20 protein-coding genes are annotated in these 22417 nt (G+C 72.3%); 9 read left to right on the top strand and 11 right to left on the bottom strand.

Features of this window, described 5'->3' with window-relative positions; translation table 11 throughout:
• Positions 1-8: 8 nt before the first annotated feature.
• Positions 9-1769, bottom strand: a complete 1761-nt coding sequence (gene hutU, locus OHT52_RS18705) for a urocanate hydratase (RefSeq protein ID WP_328721335.1) — start codon at positions 1767-1769, stop codon at positions 9-11.
• 636 nt (positions 1770-2405) lie between these two features.
• Between hutU and OHT52_RS18700 the strand changes: the two genes are divergently transcribed.
• The 4 genes from OHT52_RS18700 (at position 2406) to OHT52_RS18685 (ending at position 4595) form a co-directional block, all read left to right on the top strand.
• On the top strand, positions 2406-2819 hold the full coding sequence (locus tag OHT52_RS18700) for a hypothetical protein (RefSeq protein ID WP_328721334.1): 414 nt from the start codon (positions 2406-2408) through the stop codon (positions 2817-2819).
• Complete coding sequence (locus OHT52_RS18695; protein ID WP_328721333.1) at positions 2816-3613, top strand: transcriptional regulator; 798 nt, start codon at positions 2816-2818, stop codon at positions 3611-3613. Before OHT52_RS18700 ends, OHT52_RS18695 begins: the two co-directional genes overlap by 4 nt.
• Positions 3614-3651: 38 nt before the next feature.
• Entirely contained in the window at positions 3652-4110 is a 459-nt protein-coding gene (locus tag OHT52_RS18690) for a roadblock/LC7 domain-containing protein (RefSeq protein WP_328721332.1), read from the top strand.
• Between the two features lie 110 nt (positions 4111-4220).
• Positions 4221-4595, top strand: coding sequence for a hypothetical protein (locus OHT52_RS18685; RefSeq protein WP_328721331.1), 375 nt, complete (start codon positions 4221-4223; stop codon positions 4593-4595).
• Positions 4596-4692: 97 nt separating this feature from the next.
• Here the strand turns inward: OHT52_RS18685 and OHT52_RS18680 are convergent, their stop codons facing one another.
• From OHT52_RS18680 to OHT52_RS18665, 4 genes are all read right to left on the bottom strand, one after another.
• A complete protein-coding gene (locus tag OHT52_RS18680) occupies positions 4693-5262 on the bottom strand; it encodes a hypothetical protein (protein ID WP_328721330.1) in 570 nt (189 codons plus the stop codon).
• A 116-nt stretch (positions 5263-5378) separates the two neighbouring features.
• Positions 5379-7028, bottom strand: a complete 1650-nt coding sequence (locus OHT52_RS18675) for a serine/threonine-protein kinase (RefSeq protein WP_328721329.1) — start codon at positions 7026-7028, stop codon at positions 5379-5381.
• A 66-nt stretch (positions 7029-7094) separates the two neighbouring features.
• On the bottom strand, positions 7095-7922 hold the full coding sequence (locus OHT52_RS18670; RefSeq protein WP_328723800.1) for a MurR/RpiR family transcriptional regulator: 828 nt from the start codon (positions 7920-7922) through the stop codon (positions 7095-7097).
• A gap of 562 nt (positions 7923-8484) precedes the next feature.
• Positions 8485-9888 (bottom strand): cystathionine beta-synthase, encoded by a 1404-nt coding sequence (locus tag OHT52_RS18665; protein WP_328721328.1) that lies wholly within the window; start codon positions 9886-9888, stop codon positions 8485-8487.
• A gap of 156 nt (positions 9889-10044) precedes the next feature.
• On the opposite strand from OHT52_RS18665, the gene OHT52_RS18660 reads away from it, so the two are divergent.
• The 3 genes from OHT52_RS18660 (at position 10045) to OHT52_RS18650 (ending at position 14173) form a co-directional block, all read left to right on the top strand.
• A complete protein-coding gene (locus tag OHT52_RS18660) occupies positions 10045-11199 on the top strand; it encodes an SGNH/GDSL hydrolase family protein (protein ID WP_328723799.1) in 1155 nt (384 codons plus the stop codon).
• A gap of 319 nt (positions 11200-11518) precedes the next feature.
• Positions 11519-12739, top strand: coding sequence for an acetyl-CoA C-acetyltransferase (locus OHT52_RS18655; RefSeq protein ID WP_328721327.1), 1221 nt, complete (start codon positions 11519-11521; stop codon positions 12737-12739).
• Between the two features lie 471 nt (positions 12740-13210).
• Positions 13211-14173, top strand: a complete 963-nt coding sequence (locus tag OHT52_RS18650) for a hypothetical protein (RefSeq protein ID WP_328721326.1) — start codon at positions 13211-13213, stop codon at positions 14171-14173.
• A gap of 79 nt (positions 14174-14252) precedes the next feature.
• Here OHT52_RS18650 and OHT52_RS18645 read toward each other — a convergent pair whose 3' ends face one another.
• Positions 14253-14570: a hypothetical protein gene (locus OHT52_RS18645; protein ID WP_328721325.1), complete on the bottom strand. Its 318-nt coding sequence runs from the start codon at positions 14568-14570 to the stop codon at positions 14253-14255.
• Between the two features lie 80 nt (positions 14571-14650).
• Positions 14651-15514, bottom strand: coding sequence for a Bax inhibitor-1/YccA family protein (locus tag OHT52_RS18640; protein WP_328721324.1), 864 nt, complete (start codon positions 15512-15514; stop codon positions 14651-14653).
• A gap of 393 nt (positions 15515-15907) precedes the next feature.
• On the opposite strand from OHT52_RS18640, the gene OHT52_RS18635 reads away from it, so the two are divergent.
• A complete protein-coding gene (locus tag OHT52_RS18635; RefSeq protein WP_328721323.1) occupies positions 15908-16681 on the top strand; it encodes an SDR family NAD(P)-dependent oxidoreductase in 774 nt (257 codons plus the stop codon).
• A gap of 167 nt (positions 16682-16848) precedes the next feature.
• Here the strand turns inward: OHT52_RS18635 and groL are convergent, their stop codons facing one another.
• The 3 genes from groL to OHT52_RS18620 form a co-directional block, all read right to left on the bottom strand.
• Positions 16849-18471 carry a chaperonin GroEL gene (gene groL / locus OHT52_RS18630; protein ID WP_328721322.1) on the bottom strand — a complete coding sequence of 541 codons (1623 nt, stop codon included), beginning with the start codon at positions 18469-18471 and terminating at the stop codon, positions 16849-16851.
• 99 nt (positions 18472-18570) lie between these two features.
• A complete protein-coding gene (gene groES / locus OHT52_RS18625; RefSeq protein ID WP_028439209.1) occupies positions 18571-18879 on the bottom strand; it encodes a co-chaperone GroES in 309 nt (102 codons plus the stop codon).
• Positions 18880-19285: 406 nt separating this feature from the next.
• Positions 19286-20242: a polysaccharide deacetylase family protein gene (locus OHT52_RS18620; protein ID WP_328721321.1), complete on the bottom strand. Its 957-nt coding sequence runs from the start codon at positions 20240-20242 to the stop codon at positions 19286-19288.
• 165 nt (positions 20243-20407) lie between these two features.
• Here OHT52_RS18620 and OHT52_RS18615 point away from each other — a divergent pair, with 165 nt between their 5' ends.
• Positions 20408-21643, top strand: coding sequence for a THUMP-like domain-containing protein (locus OHT52_RS18615; protein WP_328721320.1), 1236 nt, complete (start codon positions 20408-20410; stop codon positions 21641-21643).
• A gap of 22 nt (positions 21644-21665) precedes the next feature.
• On the opposite strand, the gene OHT52_RS18610 is transcribed toward OHT52_RS18615, so the two are convergent.
• The gene (locus tag OHT52_RS18610; protein ID WP_328721319.1) at positions 21666-22286 is read right to left on the bottom strand and encodes a hypothetical protein; all 621 of its coding nucleotides are present in this window, start codon (positions 22284-22286) and stop codon (positions 21666-21668) included.
• Positions 22287-22417: the final 131 nt, after the last annotated feature.

The raw sequence follows: 22417 nt of genomic DNA, 5'->3' as shown, positions 1-22417 counted from the left end.
CGGGCGGGTCACCGGGCGTCCGGGCCGGTCGCGGTGCCGGACTCCCCCGGGCCGGTCGCGGTGGCCGACTCCTCCGGGGCGTCCGCGTCGGCCGTGGGGCCCACGTCCGTACCGTCGCCCTCGCGCATGGGGACGCGGACCCGCTTCTCCCCGGCGACCCGTTCGGCACCTTCGTACCCGGCGTCGACATGGCGGATGACGCCCATGCCCGGGTCGTTGGTGAGCACCCGGCGGATCTTCTCCCCGGCCAGCGGGGTGCCGTCCGCGACGGTGACCTGCCCGGCGTGCAGGGAGCGGCCCATGCCGACCCCGCCGCCGTGGTGGATCGAGACCCAGGACGCCCCGGAGGCGACGTTGACCATGGCGTTCAGCAGGGGCCAGTCGGCGATGGCGTCCGAGCCGTCGAGCATCGCCTCGGTCTCCCGGTACGGGGAGGCCACCGAGCCGCAGTCCAGGTGGTCACGGCCGATGACGAGGGGGGCGGCGAGTTCACCGCTCGCGACCATGTCGTTGAAGCGTTCCCCCGCCCTGTCGCGTTCGCCGTAGCCGAGCCAGCAGATCCGGGCGGGCAGGCCCTGGAAGTGGACGCGTTCACCGGCGAGTTCGATCCAGCGGCGGAGCGACTCGTTCTCCGGGAAGAGGTCGAGCATCGCCCGGTCGGTGCGGTGGATGTCGGAGGCCTCCCCGGAGAGGGCCGCCCAGCGGAACGGCCCCTTGCCCTCGCAGAAGAGCGGCCGGATGTAGGCGGGGACGAAGCCGGGGAAGTCGAAGGCCCGCTCGTACCCGGCGAGCTTGGCCTCGCCCCGGATCGAGTTGCCGTAGTCGAAGACCTCGGCTCCGGCGTCCATGAAGCCGACCATCGCCTCCACGTGCCGGGCCATCGACTCGCGGGCCCTGCGGGTGAAGTCGGCGGGCTTCTCGGCGGCGTACGCGGCCATCGCCTCGAACCCGACGCCGAGCGGCAGGTACGCCAGCGGGTCGTGGGCGCTGGTCTGGTCGGTGACGATGTCGATGGGCGCGCCGGCGGCGAGCAGTTCGGGCAGGATCTCGGCCGCGTTCCCGAGAAGTCCGATCGAGAGCGGCCTGCGGGCGTCGCGGGCCTCGGTGGCGAGGGCGAGGGCGTGCGCCACGCTGTCCGCCCGTACGTCGAGGTAGCGGTGCTCGATCCGGCGCTCGATGGCGCGCGGGTCGCAGTCCACGCAGATCGCGACGCCGTCGTTCATGGTGACGGCGAGCGGCTGGGCGCCGCCCATGCCGCCGAGTCCGGCGGTGAGGGTGATGGTCCCGGCGAGGGTTCCGCCGAACCTCTTGGCGGCGACCGCGGCGAAGGTCTCGTAGGTGCCCTGGAGGATGCCCTGGGTGCCGATGTAGATCCAGGAACCCGCGGTCATCTGGCCGTACATGGTGAGGCCGAGCGCCTCCAGACGGCGGAACTCCTCCCAGTTCGCCCAGTCGCCCACCAGGTTGGAGTTGGCGAGCAGGACGCGCGGGGCCCACTCGTGGGTCTGCATCACGCCGACCGGGCGGCCGGACTGGACGAGCATCGTCTCGTCCTGCTTGAGGGTGCGGAGCGTACGGACCATGGCGTCGTAACTGCGCCAGTCGCGGGCCGCCTTGCCGGTGCCGCCGTAGACGACCAGCTTGTCGGGGTGTTCGGCGACCTCGGGGTCCAGGTTGTTCTGGAGCATGCGCAGGGCGGCCTCCTGCTGCCAGCCCAGGGTGCTCAGTTCGGTGCCGCGCGCGGCCCTGACGGGGCGGGGTCCTGACATGGTGCGCCTCCTTGTGCTCCCGGCGTGCGTCCCGTCGGGCCCGGGGGCCCGGCAGATCTGCGGCCGGCCTGCGGGGTCCCGGCCGTGGCTCATCCATTCACATCCTGATGCGATGAATAGTTCTAGTCAACGGTGGGCGCCGGACACACACGCAGGGGCGCGCCGGCCCGAGCGGTGGAGGACGCCGCAGGGGGCGCCGGACATCCCCAGGAGGAGCGCCGGAGGGGCGGCGGACGCCCGCCGGAGGAGCACCGGCCGACTGGTTCCCGGCCGGAGCGCGTGACGGAGAACCGGCCGGAAAAAGCTGACACGTGACACACGGAAGCGGGTCGGACGGACCCTGCAACGTTCAAGCCAATCGGCGTTTTCGGACTCCAACAACTTTCATCAGCGCACCCTCCGGACATAAAGAGGCGGATACTGCCGAGAACCGGAGCACATCGATCAATCATCCGCCCGGCCTTCCGTCCGCAACCGCCCCTTTGTCAGACTTCTCCCTCACGCCTTCTCCTCAATTCCCTTACACCGCCCACCGCATGTACCACTGGAAAATGCCAAACCGCCATCCAGGAACGGCCACGGTGCGTAGCCTCAGGCTCACAGCTCCGTACACCATTGCCTGGAGGGGAAGCCGCGGTGCCGGGAATCGACGAGTGCCTGCTCGAAGTCATGAGACTGCCCGGAGCCCGGGGCGCCGCGGTCGTCGACTGGACGAGCGGCCTCGCCCTCGGCACCATCGGTGACTCGCCCAACGGCGACCACGAGGCCACCGCCGCGGAGACCGCCGAGGTGGCCCGGATGGCGGCCGAGCAACCCGCCTTCACCCTCAGCCCGTACACCGACGGGCGGACGGACGGGAACGGCCGCGGCGGACTTCCGGTGGAGGACGTCATCATCACGACGCACACCGGGTACCACGTGATCCGCTTCGTGGAGACGGTCTTCGACAGCAGCGTCTTCCTCCATCTCTGGCTGGACCGGACCGACGGCAACCTCGCCCTCGCCCGGATACGCCTCGGCGAGCTGGCCGAGCGGCTGGTCCTGGCATGAGCACCAGGACGACGGCCCCCGAGGTGGACCAGGCAGCCGTCCTGTCGCCGATGCTCCAGCGGCTCGCCGCCGAACGGGCCACCGGCGCGTTGATGCGCGACCGAGGCACGCTCTACCTCGCCGACGGCAAGGTGGTGCACGCGGAGAGCCCGTCCACCCCCGGAATCGACGTCCTGCTCACCACGGGCGGGGCCCTGCGCCACGAACGCTGGTGGGACGCGGTGGCCCAGGCGGGGGCCGGTCGGCGGGTCGGCCGCTATCTGGTGGACAGCGGTCATGTTCCGGGCGGGGCACTGGAGTTGTGCCATCTGGGCGCGCTCTACGACGCCGCCTTCTTCGTCCTCGCCCCCACGCGTACGCCGACCAGGTTCCGGTACGGCGTGTCCCACTGGATCGGGCCCGTCCGGCCCGTCGCCGTGGGCGCCGTGGAGCGCGAGACGCTCCGGCGCCGGGAGCTGCTGGACCGGATCTGGCCGGACGCCCTGACCGACAGCTCCCCCCTCGTACGCGCCGCGCACCCCGTGGACGCCCCGGTGCCGTCGCGCCAGCGGCACGTCCTGGAGCTGGTCGACGGCGTGCGGACGGCCTCCGACATCGCCCAGGTCCTGGGCCGTTCGGCCTTCCACACGCTGGTCGACCTGCGGAGGCTCGCCGCCGCAGGACTCGTCGAGCCCGTCCGTAAACAGGTGCTGCCGGGGGCGGCCGCGCCCGGCCGGATCGCGCTCCCCGATGTCACGTCCGACCCGGACGTCGCTCTGCTGCGCCGGCTCCGAGATGCATTGGAGGCCTTGTGATACGCGCGCTCAGACAGCGTGCCGGGAGGAGACAGCTGATGGTGCCCGAGGCTGAACTGCAGGACGTCCTCGACGAACTCCAGCGGCTACGGGCCCGGGTACCCCTCATCGGCGGTGCGCTGGCCGCCAGCACCGACGGTCTGGTGCTGGCCCACGACACCCCGGGCGTGGAGGCGGAAGGGGTCGCCGCCCTGACGGCCGCAGCCCTCGGCGTCGCGATCCGGATGACGGAGGCGACCGGCCGCGCCGGCTTCCGCGAACTCCTGGTCCGGGGCGAGTCCGGTTACATCGCGACGTACGCCGCGGGCTCCTCCGCCGTGCTGACACTGCTCGCCGAGGACCGCATCAACGTCGGCCGCCTCCACCTGGAAGGCCGCAGGGCGAGCGCCCGGGTCGGAGAACTCGTCGACTCCGCCCTGGACCGCGTCGAGCGGACCCCGCCCCCGCCGCCGGCCCGCCCCCCGCAGAACCGCGCGCTGCCGCAACGCCCCGTGTAGGGCGACCGGACCGGGCCGGGGCGCCCCCACACTCCACAGCCAGGAACAGAACCATCACACAGAAGAGGATCCGGTCGTCCCGACCGGTCAGGGAAAGGAAACGAGCACTCATGGCCAACACCGAAACCGCGCTCAAGGAAGCGATGACGTCCATCGAGGGAACCCTCGGTGTCGCTCTCGTCGACTACACCAGCGGCATGGCTCTGGGCACCCTCGGCGGCGGCAAGGACTTCAATCTCGAAGTCGCGGCCGCCGGCAACACCGACGTCGTCCGCGCCAAGCTGCGCACCATGGAGCACCTCGGCCTCAAGGAGGAGATCGAGGACATCCTGATCACCCTGAGCGGCCAGTACCACCTCATCCGGCTGCTCAAGACCCGTGGCAGCAACGGGCTCTTCCTCTACCTGGTCCTCGACTCCAACCGCGCCAACCTCGCGATGGCCCGTCACCAGCTGAAGCGGATCGAGGCCGACCTGGAGGTCTGAGGACCGCCGGACCCGGCCCGGACACACGGATGCCGCCGTCCTCTTCCGTACGGAGGGGACGGCGGCATCCGCAGGTCCGGCCACAGGCCGGCCCGGGTCAGACGGCGACCCGGCGCGCACCGCCCGCCCGCGCGTCGCCCGCCACCGGCCCGGTCGTCCGGTACGCCTTCACCTGCTTACCGGCCGGCCGGCCGTGCTTCACCCAGTCCGTACGCACCCAGTAGAGGACGTCCTCACGCTGTTCGAGCCGCCCGATGCGCGACGCCCGCAGCCACAGCCCCGCGCCCGCCCCGGCCAGCACCATCCCACCGGCCCCCGGCAGCAGGAAGCCGGCGCCCAGGGCGACCAGGAAGGCACCGAGCAGCCACCAGCGGTGGACGCGGCGCCAGTTGCGCAACGTCACGGCCCGGTCCTGGAGCACGTCGGTGCGCCCCGCCCGGGCGGCGCCCTTGCCCAGCTCCGCGTACCGCTTGACCCCGGCCGTCGCCACCACGGCGAGCGTGACGACGAAGAGCGCCGCGCCCGCGAGCAGCCCGATCCGGCGCCCCGTCCCGGCGGGGACGAGCGCCCCCACGACGACCACCAGGAGCCCCGGCCACCACAGGGGTGCGGCCCCGGCCCGCACGATCACGGCCACCCTCGCCAACGACTGCGCTCCGCGCCCCATGTCCGTACCCCTCTCCGCGTGTTCCCGGCGCCTCGGCCGGTTCCTCTGGGCGCGGAGATTAGTGGGTGTATCTGAGTCCCGTCTGAGAATCGGGCGACCGCGGGACGCGGGGAGCGTCAGCGCGGCGTGTAGGACGCGACCGCCTGAGCGTGAAGCCGGGTGATGTCCTCGCGATTCCCCTCGGGCCCACGGAGCTGCACGATGTCGTAGCGGTCTCCGACGACGAGCACGACGAGGTTCTCCGCGTAGATGTTCCGTCCGTCCTCGGTCGTCCAGGAGTAGGCGCCCCTGGCCGCCTGGTGACCGTCGACTTCGGTCCGGCCGAGACCGGAGATGCTCGCCCACTCCGATTCCCGGAAGGGAGCCAGTTCAGGCTCGGTCTTTCCCTGATAGTCGATGAGCCCGGCGGCTCCGGCTCCCCCGGCGTCTCGGCCGGGACCGACGATCAACTCGAACTCCCCCGCGGTGTAGCGGTACTGTCCCTCGGCGTTCCTGGAATGCCGCTTCCATCCCGCGGGCACCTCGAGCGAGAACTCGGACTCTTGGACACGCGTATGGCCTGCCGTGTCCTCCGGTGCCGTACTTCGCGTGGCGGAGGACGTGGGCTGCGCGGCCGGCCCCGGCTCCTCGTCGCCGTCTCCGGTCAGGCGGGTGATGCCCCAGGCCAGGGCGCCGAGCAGGACGACGGTGAGCACCACCACGGACCACGGACGCATCCGCCCGGGGGCACGCGGCGCTCGGGTCTCTCCGGCCGCTCCTCCCCGGCCCCGAGGCACTCCGGTCGCTTCCGGCGTGCCGGCCCGGCCGGGTTCTTCCGCCATGACGACTTCGGCCGGCGCCACGGTCGTGGCCGCTTCGGCCGGCGCCTCCGTCACGGCGACTTCGGCCGGCGCCTCTGTCACAGCGGCTTCGGCGACCCCCGCCACCGGTACGCGGTCCGGCCTCCCGCCCGCCACCGCGCCGAGTACGGCGACCGCCCGTTCGACCGGCGGCCGGTCTCCTGGGTCCTTGGCCAGCAGCTTCTCGACGAGGCCGGCCAGCTGGGCGACCCTCGACAGCCTCGGATCATCGTCCAGCACCGCCGAGACGGTGGCCGGCACCGAATCCCGCTGGAAGGGCGAGTACCCCTCCACCATCACGAAGATCAGCACGCCGAGCGACCACAGGTCCGCAGCGGAGCCGGGCCGGTGCCCCTCCATCCGCTCGGGCGCCGTGAAGGCGAGCGATCCGACGAACTCGCCCGTCCGGGTCAGCGGCTCCTCACCCTCGATGTGCGCGATACCGAAGTCGGTCAGCACCACGCGTCCTGCGGGACCGAGAAGGACGTTGGCGGGTTTGACGTCGCGGTGCAGCACCCCGCGGTCGTGCGCGGCGGCCAGTGCCTCGGCGACCGACAGGGCGATCCGTGCTGCCTCGGTCTCCGGGAGGGGCGACTTCCGCCGGAGCAGTTCCGCGAGGGACTCTCCGTGCACCAGCTCCATGACGATCCACGGGTGGCCGTCCTCGATGACGATGTCGTGAACCGTCACGGCGGCCGGATGATTCACGCGCGCCGCCGCCCGCGCCTCCCGCAGGATGCGCTCGACCTGACCGGGCCGGCCGGCGACGTTCGCCTCTTTGACCGCCACTTCGCGCTCGACCAGGACGTCCCGGCCCCTCCAGACCGTTCCCATACCGCCCGTGCCGAGGCGCTCGATCAGTTGGTACCTGTTGCCGACCAACCGACCGCTCGCCGCGTCCGCTTGCGGACCCGCCCCCGTCGTCATGGACGAATCATGCCCGAGGAGAGGCGAGTTCGGGGCTCTACGGCGTCATCACCGTGCACCGCCCCGCTACTCCACGAACAGCCCCCGCGCCGCCGCCCGCGCGTCGAAGGACTCCAGCCGGGCCTGTGCGTCCGGCAGCCCGTCGCACATGGCCTCCAGCAGGACCCGGCCGAGCAGCATCGGGGCGCAGGCGGTGTCGAAGGCGAGGCCGGTGCCGACCGGGGCGGGGATGAGCAGGTCGCTGAGTGCGGCGACCGGGGCGAACACGGAGTCGGCCACGGTCACCGTGGTGAGCCCCTGGTCCCGGGCGTGGCCGAGCGCGTCCAGGGTCTCTCGCGGGTGGCGGGGCAGCGCGAAGCAGAGGAGCACCTCGGCGCCCGCCCGGCGGGCCGCGTCGATGCGGTCGCGCAGCATCGAGCCGCCCTCGTCGAGCACCCGGACGTCGGGGTGCACCTTCGCGGCGAAGTAGCCGAACCCCCGGGCCTGCGAGGACGCGGCGCGCAGTCCGAGCACCGGGAGCGGGGTCGACGCGGCCAGCAGCCGGCCGGCCCGCTCCACCGGCTCCGGGTCGGCGAGCAGCTCGGAGAGGTGGCGCAGGTTCTCGATCTCGGCGTGGACGGCCTGCTGGTAGGCGTTGTACGCGTACGGGTCCTCGGCGCCGGCCTCCCGGCCCGCGTCGGCGGGTCCGGCCTCCCGCAGGTGCCTGCGGAGCGAGGGGTACCCGTCGAAGCCGAGCGCGACGGCGAACCGGGTGACGGAGGGCTGGCTGACCCCGGCCAGCTCGGCGAGTTCGACGCTGGAGAGGAAGGGGGCGTCGGCGGCCCGGCGTACCAGGGAGTGGGCGATCCGGCGTTGGGTCGGGGTGAGCCGCCGCCCCTCGAAGAGCCGCTGCAGCCCTGCCGCGGGGGTGGGTCCGCTCCCGCCCATGCCCTGCCTCCGCACGTACGTCGCCGCCGCGATCTGCGCCGTCCCGTCCATTCAGCCAGCAAGCGGACTGCATGTCCATATACAGGGGAGCGGTGGACGGTCAGGAGCGCGGCGGAGGACGGGCCCGGCGGGTGGGCGGCGCGTACCTGGCGTACGTGCGCCGGGGCTCGGGTGGTGGCGATACCCGCCCCGGACCGCGGGCGGGGCCGCGATGCGCCGACGGCCGGCCGGTGTGAACCGGCCGGCCGTCGGCTGAAGCATGTCGCGGGGACCGCCGCACCCCCGGTCGCCCGGGGGGCGGGACGACGGCGGTCCCCGCGAGGGACGCGGTCCGGGTCAGGGCCGGGTTCTCGCGTCCTGGCGACTGTGGAGGTCCGGGAGCCGCTCCGTAGTCCATGTCGCCGTATCGGGTGCCGGCGGGTTTCCCTGCCGACACCCACCAATCTGCCTGATCCGTGTTAAGCGGGTGCTGCGTCGACGTGACGCGCTCGTACCAGTTCTGCGACGAGCCTCTCGCGAAGCGGGCGTATCAGGCGGTGACGCCGCTCTCCGCGGCCAGGAAGGAGAGGAGATCCTGCCTGCTCACGACCCCCTTGGGCTTGCCCTCGACCAGCACGATCGCGGCGTCGGCCGCGCCGGAACCGCTGAGCACGGCCATCAGGTCCTCGACCGGTTCGCCCGATCCGACCTGGGGGAGCGGCTCCGACATGTGCTTCTCCAGCGGGTCGGTGAGCTGGGCGCGCTTGGTGAACAGGGCGTCCAGCAGTTCCCGCTCGACGACCGAGCCGACGATCTCGGCGGCCATCACGTCGGGGTGTCCGGCGCCCGGCTTCACGATCGGCATCTGGGAGACGCCGTACTCGCGCAGCACCTCGATGGCCTGGCCGACCGTCTCGTCCGGGTGCATGTGGACGAGCGAGGGCATCGGGCCCTCCTTGTGGGCGAGCACCGCGTCGACGCGGGCGGAGGGGCCGGCGTCCTCCAGGAAGCCGTAGTCCGCCATCCACTCGTCGTTGAAGATCTTGCTCAGGTAGCCGCGTCCGCTGTCGGGCAGCAGGACGACCACGACGTCGTCCGGGCCGAGCCGCCGGGCGACCTCCAGCGCGGCGACGACCGCCATGCCGCAGGAGCCGCCGACGAGCAGCCCCTCCTCCTTGGCGAGGCGGCGGGTCATCTGGAAGGAGTCCTTGTCCGAGACGGCGACGATCTCGTCCGTGACGGTCCGGTCGTAGGCGGACGGCCAGAAGTCCTCGCCGACGCCTTCCACCAGGTACGGGCGCCCGGAGCCGCCGGAGTAGACCGAGCCCTCCGGGTCGGCGCCGACCACGGTGACCGCGCCGTCGCTGATCTCCTTCAGATAGCGGCCGGTTCCGGTGATGGTGCCGCCGGTGCCGACGCCCGCGACGAAGTGGGTGATCCGCCCCTCCGTCTGCTCCCACAGCTCGGGACCGGTGGTCTCGTAGTGGGAACGCGGGTTGTTCGGGTTGGAGTACTGGTCGGGCTTCCAGGCTCCGGGGGTCTCACGGACCAGCCGGTCGGAGACGTTGTAGTACGAGTCGGGGTGCGAGGGATCGACGGCCGTCGGGCAGACGACCACCTCGGCGCCGTACGCGCGCATCACGTTGATCTTGTCCGTGGACACCTTGTCCGGGCAGACGAAGACGCACTTGTACCCCTTCTGCTGCGCGACGATCGCGAGGCCGACGCCGGTGTTGCCGCTCGTCGGCTCGACGATGGTGCCGCCGGGCCGCAGTTCGCCGCTCCGCTCGGCCGCCTCGATCATGCGCAGCGCGATGCGGTCCTTCACCGAGCCGCCGGGGTTGAAGTACTCGACCTTGGCCAGGACGGTCGCCTGAATGCCTGCCGAGACGCTCCGCAGCCTGACCAGCGGGGTGTTGCCGACAAGACTGATCATCGAATCGTGGAATTTCACCGTGTACTCCGGGATCTCCGAGATGGTCCGGCTCAGAGTATGCGTACGGGCACCACATTGGGCGAAGCGATTGGGCGCAGCCCCCTGCGGGGCAGGTAGGTACGTGTACGGCTGAGTGGCGAGAAGGAGGTGGACCGCACGGTGTCGACGGCAAGAGTGGCCCGGCGGATCGCGGCGGGCGCCGCGTTCGGCGGCGGCAGCATCGGGCTCATCGGGGCGGCGACGGTCGGCCTCGTACTGGCCGAGGTGCAGCTCGCGAAGCGGCAGGTGGGCGGCGGTATCGCCCCGGTTCCACCGAGTGCGGACGGGCGGTACGGCGTCGCCTTCGCCGGTCCCTCCGACCCGCTCCGACTGGCTCTCCTCGGCGACTCCACGGCGGCCGGGCAGGGGGTGCGGCGGGCCGGCCAGACGCCGGGGGCGCTGCTCGCCTCGGGGCTGGCGGCGGTCGCCGAGCGGCCGGTGGACATGCGCAACGTGGCCCTTCCGGGGGCCAGGTCGGACGATCTGGAGCGGCAGGTGGCGCTGTTGCTGGCCGATCCGTCGCGGTATCCGGACGTCTGCGTGATCATGATCGGTGCGAACGACGTCACCCACCGGATGCCCGCCACACAGTCGGTGCGCTGTCTGACCACCGCCGTGCGCAGGCTGCGGACGGCGGGCGCGGAGGTGGTCGTGGCGACCTGCCCGGACCTCGGCACGATCGAGCCGGTCTACCAGCCGCTGCGGTACCTGGCCCGCCGGGTCAGCCGGCAGCTGGCCGCGGCCCAGACGATCGGCGCGGTGGAGCAGGGCGGGCGCACGGTCTCGCTGGGCGATCTGCTGGGGCCGGAGTTCGAGGCCAACCCGCGCGAGCTCTTCGGACCGGACAACTACCACCCCTCGGCCGAGGGGTACGCCACCGCGTCGATGGCGGTGCTGCCGACGCTCTGCGCGGTGCTCGGGCTCTGGCCGGAGACGGACCACCTCGACGGCTCCCGGCGCGAGGACATACTGCCGGTGGCGAAGGCGGCCTCGCAGGCGGCCCGGGAGGCCGGTACGGAGGTCACGGGGGCGCGCGCTCCCTGGGCCCTGCTCAAGCACCGCAGGCGCCGGCGTCTGCCCGCGCACACGGAACCCCACCCGCACCCGGAAACCCCGGAGCCCCCGGAGTCCCCGGGGGAGCGCGCGCCGGACCTCCCGGACCGGCGCGACGGGCGCGACGGGCCGGAAGCCGGCGGGACCGGTCCCGCGCCCCGTACCACCGGTTCCGGCCCGGCCACCCCCGGGAAGAGCGCGGACGCGCGGGCGCGGGCGGCCCGGCGGCGCCCCTGAGGAGAACGGCGGCCGGCCTGTGGGAAGCCGGGCGGGCGGCCTGCGGAGAGACCGGGCGGGCGCCCCGCGGGGAAGCCGGGCAAGCACCGCACGGGAAGGCTGAGCAAGCGCTTAGAAAAGAGGTCCGCATCACACGGTCAGGCCGGTGACCCCGGCCTGACGTACGGGTAACTTCCCAGACAGTGATGCCGGAACGGTCCGGCGGGGTCCACCGTCCGGCGGTGGTTCCGGCGGGCCCGTCCGCCCGGCCGTCCGGTCGCGTTCCGCCCGGCCACGGCCGTCCCGTCGTTGAGCCTTCTCGTCCCCATGGAGCCGCGTGATGCCCGAAGCCGTGATCGTCTCTGCCGCCCGTTCGCCCATCGGCCGCGCCTTCAAGGGGTCGCTCAAGGACCTGCGTGCCGACGACCTGACCGCCACCATCATTCAGACCGCGCTGGCGAAGATCCCCGAGCTGGACCCGAGGGAGATCGACGACCTGATGCTCGGCTGCGGCCTTCCCGGCGGCGAGCAGGGCAACAACCTGGGCCGCGTCGTCGCCGTGCAGATGGGGATGGACCACCTGCCGGGCTGTACGGTCACCCGCTACTGCTCGTCCTCGCTCCAGACCAGCCGCATGGCGCTGCACGCCATCAAGGCCGGCGAGGGCGACGTCTTCATCTCGGCCGGCGTCGAGATGGTCTCCCGCTTCGCCAAGGGGAACTCCGACAGCCTGCCTGACACCCGCAACCCGCTCTTCGCCGAGGCCGAGGCGCGTACCGCCGCCCGTGCCGAGCAGTCCGGCAGCGACTGGCACGACCCGCGTGAGGACGGGCTGATCCCGGACGCGTACATCTCGATGGGACAGACCGCCGAGAACCTCGCCCGCCTCAAGGGCATCAGCCGCGCGGAGATGGACGAGTTCGGCGTACGGTCCCAGAACCTCGCCGAGGAAGCCCTGAAGAACGGTTTCTGGGAGCGCGAGATCACCCCTGTCACCACCCCGGACGGCACGGTCGTCTCCAAGGACGACGGCCCGCGCGCGGGCGTCACGCTGGAGGGCGTCTCAGGGCTGAAGCCGGTCTTCCGTCCCGACGGCCTGGTCACCGCCGGCAACTGCTGCCCGCTCAACGACGGCGCGGCGGCCCTCGTGATCATGTCCGACACCAAGGCCCGCGAGCTGGGTCTGACCCCGCTCGCCCGGATCGTCTCCACCGGCGTCTCCGGCCTCTCCCCCGAGATCATGGGATACGGGCCGGTCGAGGCCAGCAAGCAGGCGCTGAAGCGCGCCGGCCTCACCGTGGACGACATCGACCTCGCGGAGCTCAACGAGGCCTTCGCCGCCCAGGTCATCCCCTCCTACCGGGACCTCGGCCTGCCGCTGGAGAAGGTCAACGTCAACGGCGGGGCCATCGCGGTGGGTCACCCCTTCGGCATGACCGGCGCCCGCATCACCGGCACCCTGATCAACAGTCTCCAGTTCCACGACAAGCAGTTCGGACTGGAGACCATGTGCGTCGGCGGCGGCCAGGGCATGGCCATGGTCATCGAGCGCCTGAGCTGAGACCGCGGGGACCTGGGGCCACCCGGACACCGGGCGGCCGGAGCCGGGCGGGGGGATGCCCTCCGCCCGGCTCCGGCGCGTACGCCCCACCGGCCCCGGCTCCCGCGCGCACGCCCACCCGCCCCGAGCCCCGGTCCTCAGGCCTTGGGCCTCGTGCCTCAGGCCTTGGGCCTCGTGCCTCAGGCCTCAGGCCTCGGGCCTCGGGCCTCGGGCCGAAGCGGCGTCGCTTGCCTCCGCGCGGCGCCGGCGAATCCCGTCGAGCCCGCACCGTGACCGAATCTCCCCCAGGATGTGATGTGCGTCCCCAAAAGCCATCGTTTCCGCAGGTCAGAGGGTGCCGACCGAGAGCACCGGGACCAAGGACCTGTCCCTTTCATGACGTTTCGCACTGACGGTCGGCGGAGGGACGGGACAAGCTGATGTAGGAAGTCGGGGGTATCGATAGAGACCGGGAGTATGTCAGTGAGCGCCATGTCGTTTGCCCTGTTGCTGACCACCGCCGCAGCCACGGCCGTGGGCGCCGCTGCCGTGCACACCGCTCGCGGACTGCACCGGCAGGTCGCCGAGCTGCGCGAGGAGCTCGCCCGGGACAGGGAGCACACCCGCACGGTTCCGGCGCAGAGCCGTACCGGTGCCGCCCCCGACGAGATACGCGCGGCCGTGTCGGAGGCCCTCGCCGATGAGCGGGAGCGCGAACTGGCCGAGGCGCGCGCCTTCTGGGCGGCGCAGGAGGCCCGCGACGCGGCCGACGCCCCGTCGCTGCTGGGCGGGCTGGCCGGCCTGGCCGAGGACGCCCCGTACTTCCTTCCCCGGCAGGCGGACTTCGCCGGCCTGGAGGCGCTGGCCTTCCCCTTCGCCGAGGAGACGGACGAGACCGACGAGACGGTGTTCGCCGCCTTCCCGCCCCTTCCCGCCCACCCCGACGATGCGGGCGTGACCGACGCGATGCGGGAGTTCGCCGAGGCGGCGGAGTCCGGTGACGCGGCGGCCTCCCGCGACGCGGCCGGACCGGGTGAGGAGCCCGGGACCGCGGCCGGGGCCCCGGAGTACGCGGACGACTCCCCTGAGCTGGCCGCCGCCCGCCGCCGACACCCGTCCCACCCGGACTTCGTCCCGGTGCGCACGCCGGTGGTCACGGACCACGAGCGCACGGTGAACCGCCTGGAGGAGCTCGCCTGCACGGGCATCGGGCTGACCGACGTACGCCCCGGTCCGCTCGGCACCCTGGACGTGTACGTCTTCGCCGACGGCACCACGCTCTGTATGACCCCGGGCCACCGGGAGACGGCCGAACGGCTCGCGGACTCCCTGCGGGCGGGCGAACAGCCGGTGCTGCTCGGCGGCTCGGGCGTCTCGGGCGCCTACGCCCTGACCTTCTCCTGCGGCGCGGACAGCGTCTACATCCTCGCGGACCGCGTCATCGCCTCGTTCTGATCCCCCCGGGCGGGCGCGGCCCGGACGGCTCCGGCGAACGGCTCCGGCTCCGGCTCCGGCTCCGGCTCCGGCTCCGGCCCTACGCGAACGCCTCCGCGGCCGCCTCCGTCACGTACCGCACGGCCTCGTCCAGTTCCTCGGGCGAGGCCGTTTCCAGCGCCACGGCCAGATCGTGGCCGGCGACGGCCACCTGGTCCCCGGCTCCGAACATTCCGCCGTCCGGCATGACGTACGGCTCACGCCCCGGCCGCTCCACGCGCTGCGCGCGGGCGCTCAGCTCCCGTGCCACCGCCAGCGCCCGCTCGGCGGTGCCCTGCTGGAGGCGGCTCTGCGGGGCGGCCCGCAGCCGGTCGGCGAAACGGTCCACGGCGGTGATCAAGGGCGTTGTATCAAGCACTCCGCGACCCTAACGCGGACGGCCCGCAGGCAGTGCCTGCGGGCCGTCCGGGAGCGGAACCGGTGATCCGGTGGAACCGGTCAGTCGTCGCCGCTGAGGATCGCGACCAGCCGCAGCATCTCCATGTAGATCCACACCAGGGTCACGGTGAGGCCGAAGGCGGCCGTCCATGCCTCCTCGCGCGGGGCGCCGTAGGTGATGCCGTCCTCGACCACCTTGAAGTCCAGGGCGAGTACGCAGGCGCCGATCACGATGGCGACGATGCCGAAGACGACGCCGAGCGCACCGCTGCGGAATCCGAGGCCGTCGCCGCCGCCGAACAGGGCGAACAGGGAGTTCACGACCATCAGCAGCACGAAGCCGATCAGGGCGCCCATGACGAAGCCCTGGAAACGGCGGGTCACCCGGATGAGTCGGGCCCGGTACGCGATCAGCACACCGCCGAACACGGCCATGGTGCCGATCACGGCCTGCATGGCGGCGCCGGGGCTGACGTAGGCGTCGACGACGTTGCTGACGACCCCCAGGAAGATGCCCTCGAACGCGGCGTAGGCCAGGATCAGCGGCGGCGAAGGCTTGCGCTTGAACGAGTTGACCAGCGACAGGACGAAGCCGATGAGCGCGGCGCCGACGGCGATGCCGTAGGACTTGCCGAGGTTGGCCTCGTCGATCGGCAGGAGCCACCATCCGAGGACGGCACCGACGACGACCGTGCCCAGCGTCATCGCCGTACGGCTGACGACGTCGTCGATGGTCATCGCGCCGGAGCGGACTCCGGGCGGCGCCTGCTGTGCGTAGGGGTTGGTGGCGTAGGGATTGGCGGTGCCCTGTGCGTAAGGGTTCTCACCCGTGACGGTGGCCCCGGCCTGCGGCGTCGCGTACCCCGCGGTGCCGTTGTCGCGGCTGAACCCCCGTCGCGAGAAGACCGGGTTGCTGCTCCTCATTTCACTCCTCCATGGCCACACAGCGTGGCCTTGCGACAAGGGTAATAGGTAGGCAAAGGAAGCACCCTCGTGCCAGAGGAGGATCTTCACGGAGTCGTAGCGCCCGATCGCGCTCTCTCCGCAGCCGGCCTCGGCGGCCGTCCGCCGCCACCTGCCGTCACGTACCGGCCCCTGCCGGGGTGCTGCCGCTCACCTACCCCGGGAAAGCCGGGACAACCCGTCCGGCCATCCGTCCGGGGAAGGGTGGGTTCGCCGTGTTGACGGCGGAGATCCTTCCGGGGCCGGGCGGCTCCGGAAACAGGGTCGCCGCGGTCGGCCGGCCGGGCGTCCCGCGCGTCCGCGGCGGTGGGACGGGTGCGCGGGGAGGGGGGCGCGCCCACTAACGTGCCGCGCATGACGACTGCACTGATTACGGGCGCGACGGCGGGCATCGGCGCCGCGTTCGCGCGGCGGCTCGCGGGACAGGGGCACAACCTCGTGCTGGTGGCACGCGACACCGAGCGGCTGCGTGACCAGGCCACCGAACTGCACGACCGGCACGGCATCGAGGCCACGGTGCTCACCGCCGACCTCTCCACGGACTCCGGGATCGCGGCCGTCGAGGAACGCCTCCGCGACCGCGACCACCCGGTCGAGCTCCTCGTCAACAACGCGGGGTTCGGCAACAAGGGGCGCTATCTGGAGGTCTCGCTCGCCGACGAGCTGACGATGCTGAAGGTCCACTGCGAGGCCGTGCTGCGGCTGACCTCGGCGGCGGCGGCCGGGATGCGCGAGCGCGGCCGGGGCGGGATCGTCAACGTCGCCTCGGTCGCGGCGTTCGTCCCCCGGGGCACCTACGGGGCGTCGAAGGCGTGGGTCGTCCAGTTCACCCAGGGCGCCGCCAAGGACCTGGCGGGGTCCGGGGTGCGGCTGATGGCCCTGTGCCCGGGCTTCGTGCGGACGGAGTTCCACCAGCGGGCCGGAATGGGCACCGGGAACATCCCGGGCTGGATGTGGCTGGACGCCGACAAGCTGGTGACCGCCGCCCTCGCCGACCTGGCGCGCGGCAAGTCGGTGTCGGTGCCGGACGCGCGGTACAAGGCGCTGATGGGGCTGGTGAAGGTGGCCCCGCGCAACCTGCTGGGCGAGATGACCTCGCGGACGGGGCGCAAGTACGGCCCGAAGTGAGGCGCCGGTCCCGGACGGGGCCCGGAACGCGGCGAAGCCGGTGCCCCCGCGACGGGGGCACCGGCTTCGTACCGCTCTCCGGCCCGGAGGCCGGTGAGCGACCGTACTCGGTCGTGTGTCGAAAGTCCCGCCTGTCCGGACGGACGGCGCTACTTTCGCAACACGCCTTAGTGGGAGTGGCCGTGACCGTGACCGGCCTCGGCCTCTTCCTCGGCCGGCTTCTCGACGACCAGGGTCTCGGTCGTGAGCAGCAGCGACGCGATGGACGCGGCGTTCTCCAGGGCGGAGCGGGTGACCTTGACCGGGTCGATGACGCCGGCCTTGATCAGGTCGCCGTACTCGCCGGTGGCGGCGTTGAAGCCCTGGCCCTTGTCGAGCTCGGAGACCTTCGAGGTGATGACGTAACCCTCGAGGCCGGCGTTCTCGGCGATCCAGCGCAGCGGCTCGACGGCGGCGCGGCGCACGACCGCGACACCGGTGGCCTCGTCGCCGGTCTTGCCGAGGTTGCCCTCCAGGACCTTGACGGCGTGGACGAGGGAAGAGCCACCACCGGAGACGATGCCCTCCTCGACCGCGGCGCGGGTCGCGGAGATGGCGTCCTCCAGACGGTGCTTCTTCTCCTTGAGCTCGACCTCGGTGGCGGCACCGACGCGGATCACGCACACGCCGCCGGCCAGCTTCGCGAGGCGCTCCTGGAGCTTCTCGCGGTCCCAGTCGGAGTCCGTGTTCTCGATCTCGGCCTTGATCTGGTTGACGCGGCCCTTGACGTCAGCGCCGTCGCCGCCACCGTCGACGATGGTCGTGTCGTCCTTGGAGACGGTCACGCGGCGGGCGGTGCCCAGCACGTCCAGACCGGCCTGGTCGAGCTTGAGGCCGACCTCCTCGGCGATGACGGTCGCACCCGTGAGGGTGGCGATGTCGCCGAGCATGGCCTTGCGGCGGTCACCGAAGCCCGGGGCCTTCACCGCGACGGCGTTGAAGGTGCCACGGATCTTGTTGACGACGAGGGTGGAGAGCGCCTCGCCCTCGACGTCCTCGGCGATGATCAGCAGGGGCTTGGAGCCGCCGGCCTGGATGACCTTCTCCAGCAGCGGGAGCAGCTCCTGGATCGAGCCGATCTTGCCCTGGTGGATCAGGATGTACGGGTCGTCGAGGACGGCCTCCATACGCTCCTGGTCGGTCACCATGTACGGGGACAGGTAGCCCTTGTCGAAGGCCATGCCCTCGGTGAACTCGAGGTCCAGGCCGAAGGTGTTGGACTCCTCGACGGTGATGACACCGTCCTTGCCGACCTTGTCCATCGCGTCCGCGATGAGCTCGCCGACCTGCGGGTCCTGCGCGGAGAGCGCGGCCACGGCGGCGATGTCGGACTTGTCCTCGATCGGACGGGCGGTCGCGAGGAGCTCCTCGGACACGGCCTTGACCGCGGCGTCGATGCCCTTCTTCAGCGAGGCCGGGGAGGCACCCGCGGCGACGTTGCGCAGACCCTCGCGGACGAGCGCCTGGGCGAGCACGGTGGCGGTGGTGGTGCCGTCACCGGCGACGTCGTTGGTCTTGGTGGCGACCTCCTTCACCAGCTGGGCACCGAGGTTCTCGTACGGGTCGTCGAGCTCGACCTCGCGCGCGATGGTGACACCGTCGTTGGTGATGGTGGGCGCGCCGAACTTCTTGTCGATGACGACGTTGCGGCCCTTGGGGCCGATCGTCACCTTGACCGTGTCGGCAAGCTTGTTGACGCCGCGCTCAAGGGCGCGACGGGCGTCCTCGTCGAACTTCAGAATCTTCGGCATGGGCTGTTTTTCCCTCTCGAACGAACTGCGCCCCTCGCCGCCCGGCTAGTTATTTCGCAGGGGGCCAGGGGCGCAGAACACACAGCAAATGTGGGTGAATTACTTCTCGATGATCGCGAGGACGTCGCGCGCCGAGAGGACGAGGTACTCCTCGCCGTTGTACTTCACCTCGGTGCCGCCGTACTTGCTGTACAGGACGACATCGCCGGTCTTGACGTCGAGCGGAAGGCGCTCGCCGTTCTCGAAGCGGCCCGGGCCCACGGCCAGGACGACGCCCTCCTGGGGCTTCTCCTTGGCGGTGTCCGGAATGACCAGGCCGGAAGCCGTGGTCTGCTCGGCGTCGAGCGGCTGGACCACAATGCGGTCCTCGAGCGGCTTGATCGCAACCTTGGAGCTGGTGGTCGACACGATCCGGTCTCCCCCTTCGGAGATCTCACGGGGTTTAACAGTCTGGGTCGGCGACCGGGCCGGATCCGTCGTCGCGGGTGCCGGACCTGCCCTGTCGCACGGTACTGCTGGCACTCTCCAGGGGGGAGTGCCAGCACCGAGACTATGACTGCGATTAGCACTCGGTCAAGCGGAGTGCCAATTGAGTACCCGTGCGTGGCGTCGGCCGCCCGCCGGGGCGGACCGTCCGGGGGGGCCGCGTGCCCGGGTTCCGCCTAAGGTGCGCGCCCCGACGACGCGCCGGCCCGGCGCCGACCCCGCGCCTCCGGAAGTCCGCGGGAGGGGCGGTGGAGATCGGCCAGGGACGGCGGGGGCAGGCGCGGGGACGGCGGGGGCAGGCGCGCGCCGCCGCGCGCCCGCCCGGGGATCAGACGTAGTCCTCCAGCCGGGCGACCGCGTACCCCTTGTCCGTGATGACCTTCATGACGTTGCGGACCATGTCGGTCATGGTCCCCTTCCACTGATCACGTCCCTGGAAGTGGGTGAGGACGATGTCGCCGGGGTGCAGGTCCCGGTCCCACTCACGCCAGTCCATGTGGTCGGGGAACGCCTCCTCCGCCCAGAGCGGCACGGCCTTGATGCCGCAGGACTTGGCGACGACGAGGGTGTCGCGGTTGTAGTTGCCGTACGGAGGCCGGAGCAGCACCGGCCGCTTGCCGAAGTGCTTCTCGATCCTGTCCTGCTGGTCGCAGATCTCCTTCTTCTGCCGTTCGTAGGAGAGACCGGGGAGGTAGGGGTGGGTGAGGGTGTGGTTGTTGAGCGTGACCCCCTTCTTCTGCATCCGGGCGAAGTAGCCGTAGTCCTCGCTCGCGAGGTAGTCGCTGAGGAAGGCGCTGTACGGGATCTTCAGCTCGTCCATCATCCGCAGGAACTCGGGGTCCTTCTCGGCCCCGTCGTCGATGGTGAGGAAGACGATCCGCTCGTCGGTGGGGACGGTCGTGAACACCTGCGGCAGGTCCTCGCCGTCGTCGACCTCGAAACCCTCGCGACTGGTGATCCGCGGCTTCTCGGCGGGCGGTGCGGGGGCGGTCAGCGGGACGTCCGCCAGCCCCCACTTCCTGGCGACCGCGACCCGCCGCGCCTGGCGTCGCTTCAGCCGCTCCGCGTAGGAGAGGAGGGCGCTGACCGGGGCGGCCTGCGGGGCCGGTCCGGCCGCCGCCCGGCCGCCGGCGCCCGCCGCGCCCTGGCGGGAGTGGTGGTCGGCGCCCGGGGAGCCCTGGCCGCATCCGGAGGCGAGTGCGGCGCCGAGCAGGGCCACGAGAGCGATCGTGACCGATCTGCGCCGCTTCGTGGTTCTTTTTTCCTTTTGTCGTACTAGTTGCATGGCGCCGCATCCTGCCAGCCCTCCCCCGGCGCCCCGACCCGACACCGCCGGGCGCCCCGCCGCGTCCCCCGCGTGGCGCACAGCCCGACGGGCCGTCCCCGGGGCGACAGCCCGTCGGGCGGGGCCAGGCGTCCCGGGGCGGCCCACGCCTGCCGCTGGCCCACAATGGGACGGGTGAACGCTCCTCTCCCCGCCGGTGACGGCCCCGCCGACCCGCTCGCCTCCTTCGCCGCCCTGCGTACGCCCGAAGGCGCCGCCCTCCTGGACGGGCTGCGGGACCACGACCCGGCGCGCGAGCTGGCCACCGCCACCCGGCTGCGCCGCGACCACGCGCCGGACCTGGTCTCGGCCGCGCTGGGGCAGGCCCGGCTGCGGCAGCGGGCGGTGGCGAAGTTCGGTGCCGAGGACGCGTACCGGATGTACTTCACGCCCAACGGCGTCGAGCAGGCCACCCGTACCTCGGTCGCCACCTACCGGGCCGGACGGTTCGCCGCGCTCGGCGGGGTGCGCCGGGTGGCGGACCTGTGCTGCGGCATCGGCGGTGACGCGATCGCGCTGGCCCGCGCGGGCATCGCGGTGCTCGCGGTCGACCGCGACCCGCTCACCGCGGAGGTGGCCCGCGCCAACGCCGAGGCCCTCGGCCTGTCCGGGCTGATCGAGGTCCGGTGCGCCGACGTGACCGACATCGACACCTCCCCGTACGACGCCGTCTTCGTCGACCCCGCGCGGCGCGGCGGACGCGGCCGGATCTTCGACCCGGAGGCGTACTCGCCCCCGCTGTCCTGGGCGACCGCCGCCGCGCTGAAGGCCCCGCGCGCGGCGCTGAAGATCGCACCGGGCATCCCGCACGAGGCGATCGGCCCGGAGGCCGAGGCCGAATGGATCTCGGACGGCGGGGACGTGAAGGAAGCCGTGCTCTGGTACGGCGAGGGCTTCGAAGCCGGTTCCTACCGGGCGACCCTGCTGCCGTCCGGGGCCACCCTCGCCACCCGCTCCCCGCTGCCGGCTCCACCGGTCGGGCCGGTCGGCCGCTACCTGTACGAGCCGGACGGCGCGGTGATCCGGGCCAGCCTGGTCGCCGACATCGTGGCCCGGTGCGACGGGCGGCTGATCGACGAGACGATCGCCTACGTCACCAGCGACCGGCCGTACGCCTCCCCGTACACCTCCGCGTACGAGATCACCGACCGGCTCCCGTTCAACATGAAGCGGCTGAAGGCGCTGCTGCGGGAACGGGAAGTGGGGGTGCTGACGGTGAAGAAGCGCGGTTCGGCGGTGGAGCCGGAGGAGGTGCGCCGCCGGATGAAGCTCGCGGGGCCGAACTCCGCGACGGTCCTGCTGACCCGGGTCGCCGGGGCTCCGACCATGCTGATCGGCCGGCCCTTCCGTCCGGCGGGCTGATCAGCCCGCCGGACGGGAACGGTCAGACACCGCCCAGCACCCGCACCACCCAGCGGCGGTGCGCGACCGCGGTGACCGCGCCGGTCAGTCCGGTGATCCACGCGCAGAGGCCGATCCCCATCCCGAGGACCACCAGGCCGTACGGGTCCTCGCCCGGCGTGGCCGCCGCCGGAACGGCGAAGCAGGCGAAGAGGCCGGCGGCGCACAGGGCGTAGGAGAGCAGCAGCCAGGCGAGCCCGAGCCCGGGCCTGCGCAGCGACCCGTCCCGGTCGGGGTCGCTGTCGAGCCCGCCCCAGTCGGCCAGCAGCGCACGGACCCTGCGGGTCCGCGCGATGTCGAGGCCGAGGAACACGGCCGCCGGTACGAACACGGCGAGGCCGGCGAAGAGCAGGACGACCGCGATCAGGTCGCTGATCGGGTCGAGGGCCTCCTCGAAGAAGATCACCGCCGTACCGACGAGCGCCCAGCCGAGGGCGGCGAGTCCGCCCCAGGTCAGGAGGAGGGCGAGCCGCCCGCCGCCGACGTGCAGCCTCACCAGCTCGCCGAGGACCTCGGCCCGGTCGGCGAGCAGGGAGGACCGGTCCGGCCATGACCGGATCTCCGCGGGCGGCGGAGGCGGGGGCAGCGGGGCTCTGGAAGGCATGGCGCCGACCCTACCGACCCGGCCGGCAACGGGCTTGCGTCCCGGGGCGGTTACGGACCCCGGAGGCGAACGCGCGGTGCTCGGCCGTCGGTTGCGGGACGCGATCGCCGGGTCCACCGTCGGGCGTGAGC

It is taken from the genome of Streptomyces sp. NBC_00247 (assembly GCF_036188265.1).
Taxonomy (GTDB): domain Bacteria; phylum Actinomycetota; class Actinomycetes; order Streptomycetales; family Streptomycetaceae; genus Streptomyces.
Note: the sequence above shows the minus strand (reverse complement) of the source record. Positions and strands in the feature narration are given on the sequence as shown.